The organism is Psychrobacter sp. Arc9 (assembly GCF_041431295.1).
In the GTDB taxonomy this organism is placed as follows: Bacteria; Pseudomonadota; Gammaproteobacteria; order Pseudomonadales; family Moraxellaceae; genus Psychrobacter.
In genome coordinates, this window is sequence record NZ_JASMRK010000008.1 from 102,181 (window position 1) to 120,220 (window position 18,040).

Annotated in this window: 15 protein-coding genes; 4 read left to right on the plus strand and 11 right to left on the minus strand. The window is 43.5% G+C overall.

All coding sequences use genetic code 11. From position 1 onward, the window contains the following. Positions 1-51 precede the first annotated feature (51 nt). The 4 genes from QO187_RS06460 to hflX all read right to left on the minus strand — a co-directional run bounded on the left by QO187_RS06460 (position 52) and on the right by hflX (position 4,289). The gene (locus QO187_RS06460) at positions 52-858 is read right to left on the minus strand and encodes a lytic transglycosylase domain-containing protein (RefSeq protein WP_102094603.1); all 807 of its coding nucleotides are present in this window, start codon (positions 856-858) and stop codon (positions 52-54) included. A gap of 486 nt (positions 859-1,344) precedes the next feature. Beyond that, positions 1,345-2,034: an LrgB family protein gene (locus QO187_RS06465; protein WP_102094604.1), complete on the minus strand. Its 690-nt coding sequence runs from the start codon at positions 2,032-2,034 to the stop codon at positions 1,345-1,347. A gap of 16 nt (positions 2,035-2,050) precedes the next feature. Further along, positions 2,051-2,485 carry a CidA/LrgA family protein gene (locus QO187_RS06470; RefSeq protein WP_102094605.1) on the minus strand — a complete coding sequence of 145 codons (435 nt, stop codon included), beginning with the start codon at positions 2,483-2,485 and terminating at the stop codon, positions 2,051-2,053. A 376-nt stretch (positions 2,486-2,861) separates the two neighbouring features. Then, a complete protein-coding gene (gene hflX / locus QO187_RS06475; protein WP_102094606.1) occupies positions 2,862-4,289 on the minus strand; it encodes a ribosome rescue GTPase HflX in 1,428 nt (475 codons plus the stop codon). Positions 4,290-4,595: 306 nt separating this feature from the next. On the opposite strand from hflX, the gene QO187_RS06480 reads away from it, so the two are divergent. After that, positions 4,596-5,396 (plus strand): 1-acyl-sn-glycerol-3-phosphate acyltransferase, encoded by an 801-nt coding sequence (locus QO187_RS06480; RefSeq protein WP_102094607.1) that lies wholly within the window; start codon positions 4,596-4,598, stop codon positions 5,394-5,396. 173 nt (positions 5,397-5,569) lie between these two features. Here QO187_RS06480 and QO187_RS06485 read toward each other — a convergent pair whose 3' ends face one another. Together QO187_RS06485 and QO187_RS06490 are read right to left on the minus strand one after the other, a co-directional pair. Further along, positions 5,570-6,610 carry an aldo/keto reductase gene (locus QO187_RS06485; RefSeq protein WP_102094608.1) on the minus strand — a complete coding sequence of 347 codons (1,041 nt, stop codon included), beginning with the start codon at positions 6,608-6,610 and terminating at the stop codon, positions 5,570-5,572. A gap of 65 nt (positions 6,611-6,675) precedes the next feature. After that, positions 6,676-7,173 (minus strand): peptidylprolyl isomerase, encoded by a 498-nt coding sequence (locus tag QO187_RS06490; RefSeq protein WP_057758447.1) that lies wholly within the window; start codon positions 7,171-7,173, stop codon positions 6,676-6,678. A 175-nt stretch (positions 7,174-7,348) separates the two neighbouring features. On the opposite strand from QO187_RS06490, the gene QO187_RS06495 reads away from it, so the two are divergent. Both QO187_RS06495 and QO187_RS06500 read left to right on the plus strand, forming a co-directional pair. Continuing rightward, on the plus strand, positions 7,349-8,017 hold the full coding sequence (locus QO187_RS06495) for a DUF1294 domain-containing protein (protein WP_228153237.1): 669 nt from the start codon (positions 7,349-7,351) through the stop codon (positions 8,015-8,017). 20 nt (positions 8,018-8,037) lie between these two features. Then, positions 8,038-8,844 (plus strand): Hint domain-containing protein, encoded by an 807-nt coding sequence (locus QO187_RS06500; protein WP_227543694.1) that lies wholly within the window; start codon positions 8,038-8,040, stop codon positions 8,842-8,844. A gap of 134 nt (positions 8,845-8,978) precedes the next feature. On the opposite strand, the gene lspA is transcribed toward QO187_RS06500, so the two are convergent. From lspA to QO187_RS06520, 4 genes are all read right to left on the minus strand, one after another. Next, the gene (gene lspA, locus QO187_RS06505; protein WP_102094610.1) at positions 8,979-9,632 is read right to left on the minus strand and encodes a signal peptidase II; all 654 of its coding nucleotides are present in this window, start codon (positions 9,630-9,632) and stop codon (positions 8,979-8,981) included. Continuing rightward, positions 9,625-12,486: an isoleucine--tRNA ligase gene (gene ileS / locus QO187_RS06510; protein WP_102094611.1), complete on the minus strand. Its 2,862-nt coding sequence runs from the start codon at positions 12,484-12,486 to the stop codon at positions 9,625-9,627. Before ileS ends, lspA begins: the two co-directional genes overlap by 8 nt. A gap of 450 nt (positions 12,487-12,936) precedes the next feature. Next, positions 12,937-13,476, minus strand: a complete 540-nt coding sequence (locus QO187_RS06515) for a protein disulfide oxidoreductase (protein WP_102094612.1) — start codon at positions 13,474-13,476, stop codon at positions 12,937-12,939. A gap of 206 nt (positions 13,477-13,682) precedes the next feature. Beyond that, positions 13,683-15,320, minus strand: coding sequence for a carbon-nitrogen hydrolase family protein (locus QO187_RS06520; protein WP_102094613.1), 1,638 nt, complete (start codon positions 15,318-15,320; stop codon positions 13,683-13,685). 537 nt (positions 15,321-15,857) lie between these two features. Between QO187_RS06520 and QO187_RS06525 the strand changes: the two genes are divergently transcribed. Beyond that, positions 15,858-16,487 (plus strand): BLUF domain-containing protein, encoded by a 630-nt coding sequence (locus tag QO187_RS06525; RefSeq protein WP_102094614.1) that lies wholly within the window; start codon positions 15,858-15,860, stop codon positions 16,485-16,487. Between the two features lie 92 nt (positions 16,488-16,579). Here QO187_RS06525 and QO187_RS06530 read toward each other — a convergent pair whose 3' ends face one another. Further along, entirely contained in the window at positions 16,580-18,016 is a 1,437-nt protein-coding gene (locus QO187_RS06530; RefSeq protein ID WP_102094615.1) for an FAD-binding oxidoreductase, read from the minus strand. Positions 18,017-18,040: the final 24 nt, after the last annotated feature.

Sequence of the window (18,040 nt, forward strand, 5' to 3'; positions counted from 1 at the left end):
CCCATTAATTCGTTAATGGGCTTTTTTATGTCTGACTTTTAGATAACTGGCTTAGCGTAAAGCAGCATAGGCTGAGTTGGCATAGCTGGCACTATTCACATTGCTGCTAGTGCCATAACTGACATTTTGTAAGCCATTATTGGTACTGGTGCTACTGGTTTGATTGTTAGCACTGATACTTGCACCAAAAAGCCCTGCATCGTTCTTATACAAGCTATGATAACGGCTCATTACTCTTTGAACATAGTTACGTGTTTCTTTGAATGGAGGGATGCCACCATATTTATCGACATTGCCTTCGCCCGCATTGTAGCCTGCGACAGCATGTTCGACATTGTTATTGAAGCGGCGCATGAGCCACGCGATATATTTGGCTGATCCTTCGATATTATCTGCAGGGTTCCAAGGGTTGCTCACATTGAAGCGGCGCGCAGTTGCTGGCATCAACTGCATCAGACCTTGTGCGCCTACTGGTGAACGTGCATTTGGATTGAAAGCTGATTCAGTATGCATCATCGCTTTCATTAGGGCAGGGTCCACACCGTTGCGCTCAGCGGACGCACGAATGTAGCTGTCGTAAGAGTTGCGACTTCCACTGTTGCTAGCGGCACTGCTACCATAGCTATCGCTGCTTCCGTCATACATCTTAGAGTCTTTATAATAAGTTACTTTTACTTTTTTCGTGAACTTATCAAAATTTCCACTAGGATTGACGTTGGTCAACAGCACTTGTCCACCTTTGTCTTTGTAGATATACATGTTGCCTGCATTGGCAGCGACAGAAAAGGTCGAAAGAGCAATGGCACTTAGTAAAAGGGGAGATAAGCAGCGAGTCATCAAAGTAGCCGTATTTATCATAGTAAAATCACTTTTTATCGAATAACAGCAAATTATTTTGCCTACATATGCGTTGATTTAGGCGCTTAAGCGGTTACTGATTTTGCAGAATTATTTAGCCCACTGTGAGAGCAGCAGCTGAGCAATTATTACTTTCAATAAGGAACCACTTGCAATAGATACAAAAAATAATAGTTGCTTACTATAACATATAATAACTTTTTGACGCATCAGATTGACAAACTAAGTTGTAAAATCAGATTTTTATTATTAAATAACCTTAGATAAATCAATATGCTAACTTTTCTAAGTGATTTAATGAGCCATTTGTAGTAGGTTTTTTGAGTTGATAAATTTAGACAAATAAAGTGTCTCAATGTTTTAAGAAATAATAATGACATTTGAATAATCGAGGTGATTTTCAATCTGACATTAACAGTAGATAAGCCTATTAATGGTTAGGTTTTTAAAAATATAAGAGTAGTTTAGGTAGGCTTTCAGTGATGACTAGATACCGATAGCACTGATAAAAATAGGCACCCAAACCGCGGTAACCAACCCGTTCACTGCCAAACCAAATGCAGCATAACGTCCTGCTGTATGACTGATTTGCCAAGCTTCTACTGTACCAAACGCGTGAGCCGCTAACCCCAGTGCTAGACCTTTAGCACGGTCGTCATTGATACCGCGGAACAAAAAGCGAGCGACCGTACCACCTATCAGACCTGAGACGATGATAATTAGGTTAGCCATTGCCAGTGGTGCTTTGATTAAATCTGCGACACTCAAGCCAATAGGCGTCGTAACAGAACGGGTAGCGAAAGCCAATAGGGTCTCATGACTGAGCGAAAATAAATAGGCCAGTGACATAGGCAATAATGCGCCAACGACACTAGCAATAGCGACAATTAGAGTGAGTTTTTTGACTGGTAAGCCTTTAAAATTCATCGCCGCCAATGGCACAGCCAAGAGTACTGTCACATATCCCAACAGATGATCAAATACAGGTTTTGCCGCGCTGTAATAGTTGTTGTAATCCCACTGCAGTAAAAATAGGAAAACAAGTACTAGGACAAGTGCGGTAATGACCATCGGTAGCCATGATAATTTACGTGCCAATACACGTGCAATTACGTGTGCTGCTAATGTCAATAATATTGCGGCTAGGGTTGCCATAAACACGCTGTCAAAAGTCATAATATTTCTCCGCAGCTCACGGCTGTCCCTTTTGCTCAGTGGTAGTCGTACTATCAGTGTTTGCAGCGTGATTGAGCCAACGATTGGCCAATAATGCTAGTCCCCACAGCGGTATGAGCGTACTAACGATCATCGTTATCATCACACCCAATAGCTCATCTCCTAGAGCAAATAGCAACAAGCCTGCACCAGCAGAAACGGGTAAGAAGGCAAACCCACTATCGACTAGTAAAGTATTACTGGCCTGTGTGAGCCAGATCGGTAATCCCTTGAGCAATCGCCACGCCATCAAAATAACAAACATCGCAACCAAACCGACAATATTGGCCGCTTTTTCGATGCCTGCCATTTGACAGAGAACAACCGCTGTTTCTCGGACAACGATAACCATGGTCAACGTTAGAATTAACGCAAGCCATAGTGGGAGATGGGGAGAGTGAGCAGACTTCATAAGCAATTCTGGCCAAGTCAGATATAAATGGATGGTGTACCAAACAAAGTATGTGATCACACCAAGAACACAACGTAAAAAATGATGCTATGCATACTGATGGTAGCAATGATTCACTTTCGAGAGATTAGCGCTATCTATCAATATTTGTTGAATGTATAACAGGCGATTATATAGAGAGTGGGGCAACTAATAAAGCCTATGCACCGTGACTGGTCATATCTAAAAAAAATAGACGATATCAATGGATATCGTCTATTCTATTTTAACGTACTATATAAGGGTCTGTGGGCTAACAGTATGAATCAAACGTTCATTCAACTACTGTCGCAAATGACTCACTTTAACAATAGTTCTTATTTTGCAGAAATGATCATTATTTTTCTGAATCAGCTTTTTCTGAGTGTAATGCATCAAACTCATCAAATGCTTTTTCCTCAGCCTCTGTCATAGTCGGCTCTTCAACGTCATCAACTTTTTCAAACTCTTCGAGTACCGGCATCAGTAGTGTTGCTTGTGCAAGCGGCAACACATCGATAGGTTTCAAGTTAGCTTGACCCAGTAGCTGTCTTAGACGGTCACTTGGCAAACGAATCGTCAGACATTCACGACCCGTATCGTCATAGCTTTCTTCTTCAATAACACCTAATTCATATAGAGTGTTTTTGAACTGTCCAGCATCATACGGCAAGGTCAAATCAAACGTCGTCAGTTTACCTGTCAACAGTTGCTGTACGGCAAGCGTTAGCTCTTCCATACCGAGATTCTGTCTAGAAGAAACATAGACGCGGTTTGGCTGACCTTCGCTAGCATAGCCGATATGTGCAGGCTCATCAGTCAAATCAATCTTGTTGTAGACATTGAGCACAGGTACATCGTTATCGATTTCTGCCAATACCTCTTTGACCGCCTGAATCTGCTCGTGCATGTCTTCGCTAGAGGAGTCAATGACGTGCAATAACAAATCTGCTTCTAGCGTTTCTTCTAGGGTTGCATGAAAAGACTCAACCAGCTCATGCGGCAGATGACGGACAAAACCAACCGTATCGACCAAGACGACACGACCAACTCCCTGCCAGTCCAGACGGCGTAGAGTAGGGTCTAGCGTCGCAAATAGTTTGTCAGCAGCGTAGATGTTTTCATCGACCAAACGGTTGAACAAAGTAGATTTGCCCGCATTGGTATAGCCGACCAGTGAGATGGTCGGTACGTCTGATTTTTGGCGACGGGCACGACCTTGCGCACGGGTCTGACGGACTTTTTCTAGTTTGCTCTTTAGCTGATTGACTCGCGTCTGTAGTAGACGACGATCGGTCTCAAGCTGGGTCTCACCAGGTCCACGCAGACCAATACCACCTTTTTGACGTTCCAAATGCGTCCAACCACGTACCAGACGTGTTGATAGATGGTTAAGCTGAGCCAGCTCTACTTGCAGCTTACCTTCGTAGGTACGGGCACGCTGCGCAAAAATATCCAAAATTAAACCAGTACGATCCAACACGCGGCACTTCACTAGCGCTTCGATATTACGCTCTTGTGATGGCGACAGGCTGTGGTTAAACAGTACGATATCTGCTTCGTGTTCGCGCACTAGTTCTGCGATTTCTTCTGCTTTTCCGCTACCAACGAAGTATTTGGCGTCAGGGCGCGAGCGTGATCCAGTAACTAATGCCAAACGATCGGCTCCTGCTGAATCAGCCAACAGCTCAAATTCACTAAGATCATCAGGATCTTGAATTTGGCGGATGTCTAAATGTACTAAAATGGCGCGTTCGCCACCTTCATGTCTTTCAAAATAATCCAAAGAGTATCACCTATTTAATAAAGTAAATGTCTCGCTATAATCAGCTCAATAAGCTTTGACGTAGCGTTCATATGATTATCTATATATGGTCTTATCACTTGATATTAAAGCGTATTAGCATAATTAGCGATGGTTTTATGTTACAGCGTTTGCTGCGGATAATTTTTTATAAATCTGCTTTATTACCCGTTTGTATAAAAGTCGGCACTCACTGAGTGAACAAGCTATCACTGAGTGTGCGAACTTTGTTATACTGGGCTCGTTTTTTGACTATTAAACACCCGTTATTTAATCATGAGGGCGAAGATGAGCCAAGCTAAATCAAGCTTTTCACTCAGACGACAGTTGAGCCGAGGTAGACAGGTTGCTGGTATGACCACGACTATGGTCGGCGGCATACGCGCGGCGAAGCGTATCGGTGCCTTTAAGCAGCCACCACGCGAAACCCTACCACGCTATATCCAGACATTCTGCCGCAAGATGGCAGGCTCTTTTGGGGTAAAAGTGGTAGAAGTGGAACCTGTAGAGCAGTTCCATGGCTTATGGGTATCGAATCACGTGTCATGGATGGATATTCCTGTCGTTGGTACTGTGAGCCCAGCGTTCTTTTTATCTAAGGCTGAAATCGGTGAATGGCCTGTGTTTGGCAAACTTGCCCATGCCGCAGGGACGCTTTTCATCGAGCGTGGCTCCGGTGATGCAAGCTCAGTATCGGTACAGATTGCTGACTTTTTAGCCAAAGGTTTTTCGATTATTTTCTTCCCTGAGGCGACCACCACCAGTGGCAAAAAAATCAAGCGTATTCATGGGACATTGCTCCAGTCAGCGATAGATGCTGATGTGCCTATCAGACCGATCATCATCGCTTATGTCAATAAAGACGGCACACTAAGCGACGCATTGCCATACTATGGTAAGCTGACGATGAAAGAAAGTATGAAAAAAGTGCTCGATAGCAAAAACGTGACCGCTTATGTATTGCCACTCGCGCCTATAGATCCAGAGGGTCGTAACAAAAGCGAGCTGACCAATTTATTGCAAGCACGCATGAATGAAGGGTTGGCTGAGCTGCACTCAAGAGTCCTTAGCGCACCAGTTGAAGACTGATTACTTAGAGTTGAGCTAGTTAGAGTTGAACTAGTGCAGCTAATCTCAGCCAGTTAATAAAAGGGCGCAAATCGAAACGATTTGCGCCCTTTCTTATAGGAGATTTAATAGAGCGAACTTAATATTATTTATCCAGCAGGCTCTATTAACATCCAGTCTCTATAAAATACCAACTATGGTGATGGATTAGGTTGCTGTGTATGCACCGCTTCAATCGCTTCTAATACATCTGCTGTTAGCTCCACATTGACACTATCGATGTTTGATTTGAGTTGCTCGGTCGTCGTCGCTCCAATGATGTTGCTGGTGACAAAGTGACGAGAGTTTACAAAAGCCAATGACATCTGCGCCATGTCCAGACCTGCATCAGCAGCTATCTTGGCATATTGCTCAGTGGCTGATTTGGCTTGCTCATTCACATAACGACCGAAACGATCATACATAGTCAGACGCGCACCAGTTGGACGTTTACCATCAAGATATTTACCAGACAATACACCAAAACCAAGCGGAGAATACGCCAGTAGACCAACGTTTTCACGATGGGCAATCTCAGCCATACCGACTTCGTATAAACGGTTCAATAGGCTATATGGGTTTTGCACGGTAAGTGGTGGAATTAGGCCGTTTTTATCTGCTTCCCATAGATAACGCATGAGTCCCCACGCGGTATCATTCGATAAACCATAAGCACGAATACGACCTTTTTTGATCTCATCATTTAAGGCCTGAATGGTCTCTAAAAACGGGGTTAAATCGTCTAATGACTGTGCTGCCATCTCTTCATCATAGCCGCGCTGACCAAAAAAATTCGCCTGACGCTCTGGCCAATGCAGCTGATAGATATCGATATAGTCTGTTTGTAGACGTTCCAAATTACCATCGATAGCGCTACTAATATGCTCGGCGTTAAAGCGCGTTTGTCCATCACGCAAAAAGTTCATTGGCGATATTTTACTAGCGAGAATGACTTTGTCACGCTGTTTGGTCTTGTTAAACCAAGTGCCCATAAAGCGCTCGGTATCACCTTGTTTGTCTTTATCTGGCGGTGACGGGTACATCTCGGCAGTATCCCAAAAGTTCACACCTTCACTGAGTGCCATGTCCATTTGCTCATGTGCTTGAACTTCTGTATTTTGCTGTCCCCATGTCATCGTGCCTAGACAGATTTTAGATACTTTTTCATCGAGTTGCGGTAACGTTTGATACTGCATATAAGTCTCCCTTTTAACTGTTTTTTATCAATATTTATTTTTAGATGAGTTGTATTTATTGATGTTTACATCAATTTGATACCAGTGACACCGGGTGGTGTGACTTTAAAGATTTTCACTTTGAATAATACGTCTTGTCCTGCCAATGGGTGGTTAAAGTCTACTTCGACTTGGTCTTCATCGATGGCGCTAATCGTACCGGGCAGCGTGTTTTTACCTTTATCTTCGAACTCAACCATCATGCCGATTTCTGGATTGTCAGCGACTAGCGCAAACTGAGTACGGCTAAAATGTTGGATGTTTTCAGGATTCCACTCACCAAAAGCTTGCTCTGGCTCAAGGTGTGCGGTACGGGTATCACCGGCGCGTAGATTCATCAGTACTTGCTCAAAACCAGGTAACAAGCTCTCATCACCAATGGTCAAAGACACAGGTGCATCACGATTAAAGGTTGAGTCGATGATGGTGCCGTTCTCTAGTGAAACTTCAAAGTGCAACTTCACAAGGCTACCATGAGCGATACGAGTGTCTTCGTTTGGGTTAATAAATTGAGATTGAGTCATAATAAAAAGCCATCGGTTGCTAGAATAGAAAATAATGAGTTTGATTAAAGTGTTTTTAATTGCAGTATTATAGTGTAAGAAATAATAAGCCATCTAAGACCAGATGTAAGCGTCAATAATGTAACGCAGATGGTGTACTATAATTGGCAATTCTAAAAGATATGAGGTGTCGGTAGTGAATAAACAACAAGGCACTGTCAAAAAATGGCAGGACGATAAAGGGTTTGGCTTTATTGAAACTGAAGCAGGCGAGTCTGTTTTCTTTCATGTGAGTGAGTTTAAGGCTAAGCGCCGTCCTGATATCGGTGAGGTAGTGGTCTTTAGCATTGGACAGGATGCGGAGGGACGCAAGCGAGCCACGCAAGTACAAGAGCTTGGGTTTGTGCAGCAAAAAATGGCACAAAAAAATCAGCAGATCCGTCAGCGCAATCAGAAACGGAGCCATCAGGCAGAGTTTGAAGCGGGCCAAAAGAAACGCTCGTTCCTTGGACTGGCTTTTTATGGTGTTTTAGCTTTATTAGCAGCGACAGATAAATTGAGCTGGCTAGTGTTCGGCTGGTACGTCGTGCTAGGGATTATTACTTATGGTATGTATGCCAAAGACAAAGCTGCTGCGCAAAGTGGCGACTGGCGTACGCCTGAGTCTACATTACATATACTAAGCGCGCTTGGCGGTTGGGTAGGAGCATTGCTCGCCCAAACGTATTTACGTCACAAATCACAAAAGTCTGAGTTTCGAGTGACTTATTATTTGACCGTCGTTGTGAATATGGCAGGGTTGCTATTTTTATTAGCAGGTGGCGGCTTAGAGACTGTGACTGATTTATTATCAGAGTTGCTATAAATGAGAACTAAGACACACATATGGATAATGTGATTATGAATACGTCAGGCTTCGTTGGTGGCACATTAGTACATACTGAAAAAGGTTTAGTACCAATAGAACAACTAAAAATTGGCGATAAAGTGTTGTCTAAGGCAGCTGATGGCTTAGGTGAGCTAGTTTATAAAGCAGTAACGAATACTATGGTTACTCAAAGCGTGTTGGTGAATTTGTTAGAATTATCGATTGCAATTGATTCTTCATTACCAATGAAGGAACAAATTGAACTTCAGAGGTTAGTCGATGATCAACCCTCAACTCGATTATTGATAACAAAAAACCACCCGCTATGGACTGAAGGCTCAAAGTGGACTCAAGCGAAGGAGGTAAAATCTCAAGATATTTTAATTAACAAAGACTTGATTAAATATTCGGCTGAGTCTGGCAATAATCCCTATGACACTACATCATTAAGACAAATTTATAGAACGGATAGATCCAATATTGGTTTCGTACCAAAATTCGATGAAGACGTTCCTGCTCAATATGGCAGTCTAATTGATTTAACAACAGGCGAGGAGCTTCAGAATAGCGTCACTTATCAAGCAGTGACAGACAAGTTATATGAGCATGATGAGGAGTGGGAGCAACGCCTATTAGAACAAACACCTGAAGACGAACGTGAACATGCTGAGTTCTTTGGCTTCCGCCAAGGCGAATGGAAAGATCCTGATACTATAGATTGGGAAGAGGGCGAAGGTTCTCTTACTATGACGGTATATAACATTGAGGTAGCAGATACTCATACTTACTTTGTCGGTGAGGCTGGTATTTGGGTGCATGAATAGAAATTGTGCAGATAGGTCAAATTAGCATACATATTCAATCGTCAGAAATAGTAAATAAAAAAGGTGGATTACGACTGCGTAACCCACCTTTTTATTTATAAGCTGAACGATATTAATAATAGTATTTAGAATTATTACCGTGGCATTTCACGCTTCTTTTCCAAAAACAGCATATCAATGACAATCAATAGTACACCGATAGATATACCGATATCCGCGATATTAAAAATCGGATAATGCCAAACATCAGCATAATGCACATGGATAAAATCAATCACATGACCATGTAGTAAGCGGTCGATTAAATTACCAACTGCACCGCCCAATACTAAGGCTAGGCCAAAAGATAACAGCGTGGCTTTGCGAGGCGCTTTAATCAGATAAATGATTAGAAACAGCGACATGAGTAAAGCCAGTCCTGAAAAAAACCACTTCTGCCAACCGCCAGCATCTGCCAAAAAGCTAAAAGCTGCGCCATAGTTGTAAGCCAATGTCCAATTGAGAAATGGCTCAATCACCGGCACTGGATCATGAAAGGTCAGCTTAGTTTCTGCCAGCCATTTAGTCCACTGATCGATAATGACAACAACCAATGCCAATACATACCATACAAAAGCACGACTGCCATTTGCCACCAGCTTTGGTGTCCTATTTGTTGACTTGGTCAGGCGACTTCTAGGCGTAGTCGAGCTGCCTGTGGTTGCATGAGCAGGCTTAGGCGAATGGTCAATCTCAATCTGCGGCTGCTGGTCATGCTGGCTTTCAGGTGAATCCGTTGGGTTAGGCATAATGACGTACCTCGCCAGCACCACTGACGTTGGTCACGCAGCGCGCGCATAGTTCAGGGTGTGCGCTATCTGTACCGATGTCATCACGAATGTGCCAGCAGCGTACGCACTTAGTACCAGTAGCCGCGCTTACTTGGACTACTAAATCTACAGCTTCTTCGGTATTAGTGTCGGTCGCTTCTTCTGTCTGTGCGATGCTATCAGCAGGCGCTTCGCTCATTGGCTTTAGTGCAGCGTTACTAGTAATCAATACAAAGCGTAGCTCTTCATCAAGCTTGGCTAAGCTCTCATACATAGCACCGTCAGCATATAGACTCACGTCGGCAGACAAGTTGGCATTGATGATTTTTTCGCCACGTGCAGTCTCGATATGTTTGTTTACCATGTCTTTTGCGAACATGATGCGCTGCCAGTCATCGTTGCTGATAGCGCTTAGCTCAAACGCTGGGAACTCATACCACTCTTGAGTAAACACATAGCCGCCCTTATCAGCATCACGTTGATTCAATACTTCCCAAGCCTCTTGCGCCGTGAATGACAGGATTGGTGTAATCCAGCGAATCAGCGCATGAGTGATATGGTAGATAGCCGTCTGCGCAGAGCGACGAGGCTGACCATCTGCCTGCGTGGTGTATTGGCGATCCTTGATGATATCTAGATAGAAGCTACCCAAGTCTTGCGAGCAAAACGCCGTGACGTGTTGCGTGACTTGGTGAAAGTCCATCGCATCGTAAGCGCTAATGATTTGCGCTTGTACGGTTTGTGCGCGCTCAATGATGAATTTATCAAGGCTAACCAATTCATTGATATCAATGCTATCAGTCGCTGGATTGAAGTCATCGGTATTGGCAAGCAAGAAACGTAATGTATTACGGATACGGCGATACATATCGATCGCACCTTTAAAGACCGTCTTACCTGCGCTCATCTCATAACGATAGTCGCTCGATGCAATCCATAAACGCAGCATGTCCGCGCCTGTTTTATTGATTTCTTCTTGCGGGGTGATGATGTTGCCAAGTGACTTACTCATCTTGCGACCGTTTTCATCGACCACAAAACCATGGGTCAATACTTGCTTAAACGGTGGGCGCTCATACATGGCTTCTGAGGTCAGTAGTGACGTCTGGAACCAACCGCGATGTTGGTCAGAACCTTCTAGATACATATCAGCTGGATTGGTCAATTCATCACGCTGATCCAGTACCGCAAAATGCGTCGTTCCTGAGTCAAACCAAACGTCCAATGTGTCCGTTGCTTTGTCATAGTCAGCGGCTTCACTACCTAAGAAGTCTTCACAGCTAGCATCGAACCACGCTTCTACGCCGCCTTCATTGATTTTTTGAGCTGCAGTTTCCATCAGCTCAAGCGTGTTTGGATGCAGCTCCCCTGTTTCTTTGTGCGTAAAGAAAGTAATCGGCACGCCCCACGTACGCTGACGCGAGATACACCAATCAGGACGACCCGTCATCATTGATTCGATACGGTTTTGTCCCCACGCTGGCGTCCAGTTGACTGTAGGAATATCAGCAAGCGCGCGAGCACGTAAGCCTTTGGTTTCCATGTTGATAAACCACTGAGGCGTAGCACGGAAAATAATTGGCGACTTATGACGCCAGCAATGCGGATAGCTATGCTCAATTTTGGTATGGCTGATTAGATGACCATTTTCATGTAGTGCAGCAATGATTTTTGGATTGGCTTTATAGATGTGCTCGCCTGCAAATACTGCAGCGCTATCTAAATAAACGCCCGTACCGCTTACGGGGTTTTCCACTGGTAAGTTGTATTTTAGACCAACGATATAATCGTCTAAACCGTGACCAGGTGCAGTATGTACCAGACCAGTACCACTATCAGTAGTTACATGATCGCCCAAAATGAGTGGCACTTGACGGTCTGCAATTAGTGGATGCTGGGCATGTAGGCCTTCAAGCTCGCTGCCTGATACAGTTGCTAGGATGCCGTTATTTTCTAGTTTTAGCTCACTTAACGCAGTTTCGACAAGATCCGCTGCGAGTAACAGATTGCCTTTTTTAGTAGCGACCACGCTATAGTTATGCTCAGGATGTACTGAGATAGCTTGGTTGGCAGGTAGTGTCCATGGCGTGGTGGTCCAAATAACAGCAGCGATATTGCCCGCTATTTCAGCCAATGCAGCTACTTTATCTGTACCAAGTACATCAAAACTGACATAGATCGCGTCAGAGACTTTGTCTTGATATTCTACTTCTGCTTCTGCTAGGGCAGAGCTACAGTCCAAGCACCAGTTGACCGGCTTCATACCGCGAGTCACATGACCATTGTCATAGATTTTGGCAAGCGCACGTACGATGTTGGCTTCTTGATGGAAGTTCATGGTCAGATAAGGGTTGTCCCAATCACCAAACACACCTAAACGCTTGAAATCTGCTTTTTGCAGTTCAATCTGAGTACTCGCATATTCGCGGCATAGACCACGGAATTCGGTCGCAGACACTTTTTGACCAACTTTACCGACCTTGGCTTCGACTTTTTGTTCGATTGGCAGACCATGACAATCCCAACCAGGGACATAAGGCGCATCAAATCCTGACAAGGTTTTTGATTTTACAATAATGTCTTTTAGTACTTTATTGACTGCGTGACCCAAGTGAATCTGACCGTTGGCGTATGGAGGGCCATCGTGCAAAATATATTTGGTTGCACCAGCACGCGCCTGACGAATTTTACCGTACACGTCATCCGCTTCCCAAGCAGCCAACCAATCTGGCTCGCGCTTGGCAAGGTTTGCGCGCATCGCAAATGGCGTATCCGCAAGGTTCAGCGTGTCTTTGTAATCTTGGCTTGGTGTGTCAGTGCTTTTATCAGTCATAGAAGGTATCTTTTTAAAAGGTAGGTTTGTGTGTCGGTTCAAAACCGGATACAAGGCTCGATGTTCAATGTAGTTCAATATAGTACTGAAGGTCACGCGGTATTGATAATGCTTAATTACTAATAGTAGGTATATTGCTCATCATAGTCGGTTTATCAACCATCATTTCAATAAATACCCATTGTCGCTCATTAGTCGGTAAGTAGTTACGTCAATAATAAATGGTAACGAGACGATTGCAACATAAAATATGCTAGTAAAAATAATTCAAAAAAATATTTAGATCGGCAGCTATTATATGACAAAAAGGGTAGGGTAAAAAGAGCTGTGCGAGGTCAGCCCAATTTTGTCCAATATCAATTGTTTATCTGTGTTGTATATCCTCAGCACGGACGTAGCTATAATCTCCTTACATAATGATTTATTGAAACATAAAGTACGACTCAAGTGCTAAAAAACAGATGCTAACCACAAGCGCAGTTTCAATGACCATAATGGCTGAATCCCTGTTAGTCCTTGTGTCATCTTACCATTCTCTAATACCACATAGGATGGTGTGACTTGTCCTTGCCAATCTGCAAAGATATTGCCTTGTTGATCATTTATGGTGGTGAAATCAAACCGATGTTGATCTAGGTAGCTGCGTAGCTCTTGATTTGAGCCTGACTGTACGGCAACAGTGACCACGGGATAATTATCTGCTGCTAACTTATTAATGGTGGGTGAGGTAAAGCTGCAGACTGAACACCACGTACCCCAAAAGTATACCAGCGTAGGCCGCTCATGACTCATCGCTGCCAAGTCGATAGTTTGCCCTTGATAATCGGTCAGTTGTAACTGAGGGTTGGCAGGCATGATAGGCTGTCGCCACCAATTGACCACGCTATAGATCACGACAAACATGAGACCATATAACATTATCGTTTTAAGTATCGAAATGATCTTTCGCTTCTTTGGCTTTACTTCTGTTTGCTCAGTATCAGTTGTCATGACATCTGCTTTTTAGTTTGTATATTGTTTTCAGTTATTTTCAAATAATGGCTTATCGTTACTGCTTATCTTATCGTGATTGCCTATATGATCATTGCACAAAGAGTAGACAGTAGATAAAAATAAACGGCTGAAAATCAGCCGTATTATTTATAAAGTCTACTATAAGTGTACTACGTCAACCGACCATAACTAACTACAATTAACTACGGCTTTTGTGCTCGGTTTTGTAATGGATCACCAATCAGTACGCTGCCTGAATTTTCGCGGCGCTGCTCATCACTTAACTTGCTCGCTGGAACTTTGGCTTTGCGCTTCCACTTTAAGCTGAACAAATCATCACGGCGATCGATTAAGTTATGTACTGAGCCTTCATGACGAACGTGAGTCAGCTTGTCCAAGTTTACATCAGAGAAGAACACCATCTCCGTGTTGGCAGTGGTCTCTGCCATAATCGCATCATGCGGGAACGCAAAGTCTGACGGTGAAAAAATCGACGACTGAGCGTACTGAATATCTAAACTCTCAACTTGCGGTAAGTTACCGACTGAACCACAAATCATCACATAGCATTCGTTTTCGATAGCACGGGCTTGCGCGCAGTGGCGGACACGTAGATAGCCGTTTTTGGTGTCAGTCCAGAAGGGCACGAACAAGATATCCATGTCATCAAGTGCCATCAGACGTGCAAGCTCAGGGAACTCAACATCGTAGCAGACCAAGATGCCGATACGACCCGCATCCGTGTCGAATACTTTGACTTCATCGCCACCTTCGATTACCCAAGCGCTGCGCTCATGCGGAGTAATATGAATCTTGCGTTGCTCTTCAACCGTACCATCACGGCGGCACAGATAGCTGACGTTGTATAAGGTATCGTCTTCGTCCAGTAACGGCATCGAACCGGTAATGACGTTGACGTTATAACTGACGGCTAAATGCGAGATTTCATTTTTGAACCACTCGGTATAACCCGCCAAAAATCGAATGGCAATATTTTGATCGGTTTCTTCGCATAAACCCATCAATGGCGCATTGAAAAACTCAGGTAAACAAGCAAAGTCTGAGTTGTAGTCAGCCATGATGTCGACAAAGAACTCAACCTGTTGCAGTAATTCTTCAGGTGATTCGACTTCACGCATCTGCCACTGGATACCACCAATACGAACCTCAGACTTGCGAGTATTAGGCTTATAGTCTTTAGGCTCGTAGTAGATATTTGCCCACTCAAGCAAGGTAGCAAAGCCCTTTGATTGCTTATCATCTGGCAGATAAGCGGTCAAAATACGTTTAACGATAAAGCCATTAGACAGCTGGAACGACAAAGCTGAATCGTGAATTTCACGGCTTTCAACGGCATCAATATATTCGCCTGGAGTCAGATCCTTGTGATTATGATAGTTAGGTATACGCCCGCCAGCTAAGATAGCGCGGAAGTTCAACTGTCGGCATAACTCCTTGCGTGCATCATAAAGACGACGACCGAGACGGTAGCCGCGATAATCAGGGTCGATGAGTGCATCTAAACCATAAATGGCATCACCTTCTGGATTGTCTCTAATGATTTCTTTTTGCCCAATCAAATCATCATAGGTATGCGGGTTTGAAAACTTGGCATAGTCAACGCGCATAGAGAGCACGATACCAATCAGCTGATCATGATCAAACAAAGCGATCTGACCTTCCGGGAAAGCATCAATCAAAGTATGAATGGTTGTCTTTGACCATGCGCCACCTAAGTTTACATAGACACGATCCATCAATGCTTTTAATTGTGGATAATCTTTTTTCTTAATCTCAGCAATCGTGAGGTGAAAGTCATCTAGTTTTTCCATCTTACTCATAAGTTTCCTGTTTTAAATAGCTATTGAATGTAGTGTGATTAAATAATGGGGTCATAGCACATTGGTGTGCCGATTTTTGTGCAAAAAATTAATAAAAACATTCCAATAGGAAGATATTGTCGTTACAATAATTTATTGCCGTATTTACAATAGGTTATGTTGATATCTTAGACCGTTTTACCCATTATATTTAGTACTGTTTTTGACTAACGTAGAGGGTTAAAGGATAGCGACTGCCGCATTCTATATCGCTTTATATCTATTAGGTTTGTGAGCACCGATAAGCGCCTAACTCTGCATTATCATTGTACCTGCGACTGTCTTGCTATTTATTATCTCAATATAGAATCTAAATAATATTTATCAGCACCTTTTGTTTTGCTTGTTATCATAGCAAGCTGTAACGGTAATAACAGTCTCATGTAGTAAATATTTGCTACGTTTTTGTGAGTCAATTTTTTGGTTCAACTCAGGCATAGTATTGTGTTGCTTGTTTCGTTTAGCCGTATCTCATCGGCTTCTTAGGATTATTTTATTATGCCTTTAAATCATACCAATAGAATCATGAAGTGGGATGACATAGATGACTCCGCTTTGGTTCAGTTGGTTTATGTCAGTACGCTGACTCTTGGCTCGCGTTTGAGCACCTCTATTTTTGATGAAGTAGAAGGCCACGCACGTAACTACAATCAGCAGCATAACATCACAGGCACGCTATGCTACGGCAATGGTCATTTTCTGCAATGTATTGAAGGTAAAAAGTCAGACGTATTTAATCTGCAAGAGCGTATCTTCGTCGATAGTCGTCATAAAAATGTAGAAGTGTTGCTATTACAAGTTATCAATCATCGCAGCTTTGCCGACTGGCGTATGCGCTTGCTGTTTTTGGAGCGTTGGTTATGGTCCCCCGCGACCAAAAAACAGGCCGTACAATTATCCCCATTTTTACCATTTGCGCCGCACGGCTGGTCGTCTGATCGGACCGAACAGTTTTTGCAAATTATCAAAACTTTTAATAGTCCACCCCATATTAAGGCGGCAGGTATTACTTATAATGCATTGGGTAATATGGTGCGTCATATCGCGGCACCGCATCAGGCATTTCTGATTATTCAAGGGTTTTTGAGCATATTACTGGTCGTCGCATTGATACTGTTATATTTATAGATTGTAGTTTTTGCGAATTATAAAGCCATAAAAAAGACGCTAGCCTCTCGGGTTAGCGTCTTTCTATTTAGGTTAAGCGTTTAGCATGCTCATCACATATCAAAAATCTTACCACGGTTCATAATGTTATTTGGATCGAATACTTTTTTGACTTCCTTTAGGTACTCAATCTCAGTTTCACTACGGCTATAGTGCAGATACGGCTTCTTCGTCATACCAACCCCATGCTCAGCAGACACTGAACCACCATATTTCTGTACCGTCTCAAACACATATTTATTGACGACCTGACACTCAGCAAAGAAATCATCTTTGCTCATATTCTCAGGTTTTAAGATATTGAGATGCAAATTGCCATCACCGATATGACCGAACCAACAGACTTCAAAGTCAGGATAGTTACTGCTGACAATGTGATCAATCTCTTCGATAAAGGTCGGTACGTGGCTTATCAGCACCGATACATCGTTTTTATAAGGGGTAAATACTGAGATAGTCTCTGAGATATACTCGCGCAGCTTCCATAGCTCGGCCGCTTGCGTGAGGTTTTGGCTCATGACACCATCAACCACCCAACCTTGCTCCATACAATGCTCAAATATGGCCATGGCTTTGTCCATGATTGGCTCATAAGGTGCTTCAAACTCTAGCAATGTATAAAACTTGGTACGTGATTCAAACGGCTCTTGTACTTGACCATGTGCCATCAGCTTATCAATCGCCACATCGTCAAAGAACTCAAACGCTGTTAAATCAATCTGTGCCTGAAAAGCAGAGAGTACGTTCATCACATCGTTAAAGCTGTCCATGCCAAGCACCATGACGTTTAAATCTTGTGGCTGACGTTCAAGTTTGATTTGTGCATGAGTGACGAGGCCAAGCGTGCCTTCACTACCGATGAACAATTGGCGCAAGTCATAACCAGTAGCGTTCTTTACCATGCCGCGGTTGAGATGCAAGATCTCACCTTTACCAGTGACAACAGTCAGACCCATAATCCATTGACGAGTCATGCCATAGCGAATGACTTTGATACCGCCAGCATTGGTTCCGATATTGCCACCGATTTGACTAGAGCCTGCTGAGGCAAAGTCGACAGGGTAGTATAGGTCTTTTGTTTCAGCGAATTCTTGTAACTGTTGGGTGACGACACCGGCTTCGACTTCAACTATTCGATCGGCAGGATAGAACTGTCCAATTTGGTTCATTTTATCCATGCTAACCACGATTTCGCCGTTGGCTGCGACGGCACCAGCAGACAGGCCTGTACGACCACCGCTTGGGGTTAGAACGACGTCATGCTCATTGGCAAGAAGTACGATAGTCTGTACTTGTTCAGTAGTCTTTGGAAAGACGATGGCAGCAGCAGCAGGAGCAAAGTGTTTGGTCCAGTCTTTACCCCAATGCTCTAAGCTCTCAGCATCAGTTTTGATTTGGGTCGGGTCGAAATCATGGGTATCAGTGAGCGTGCTCAAGATGGTTTGCACGGCATTGGTTTCGGATGTGTTTTGAGCGGTAGTTGGCGTCATGGTCAAATCTCAATATTGGCGTAA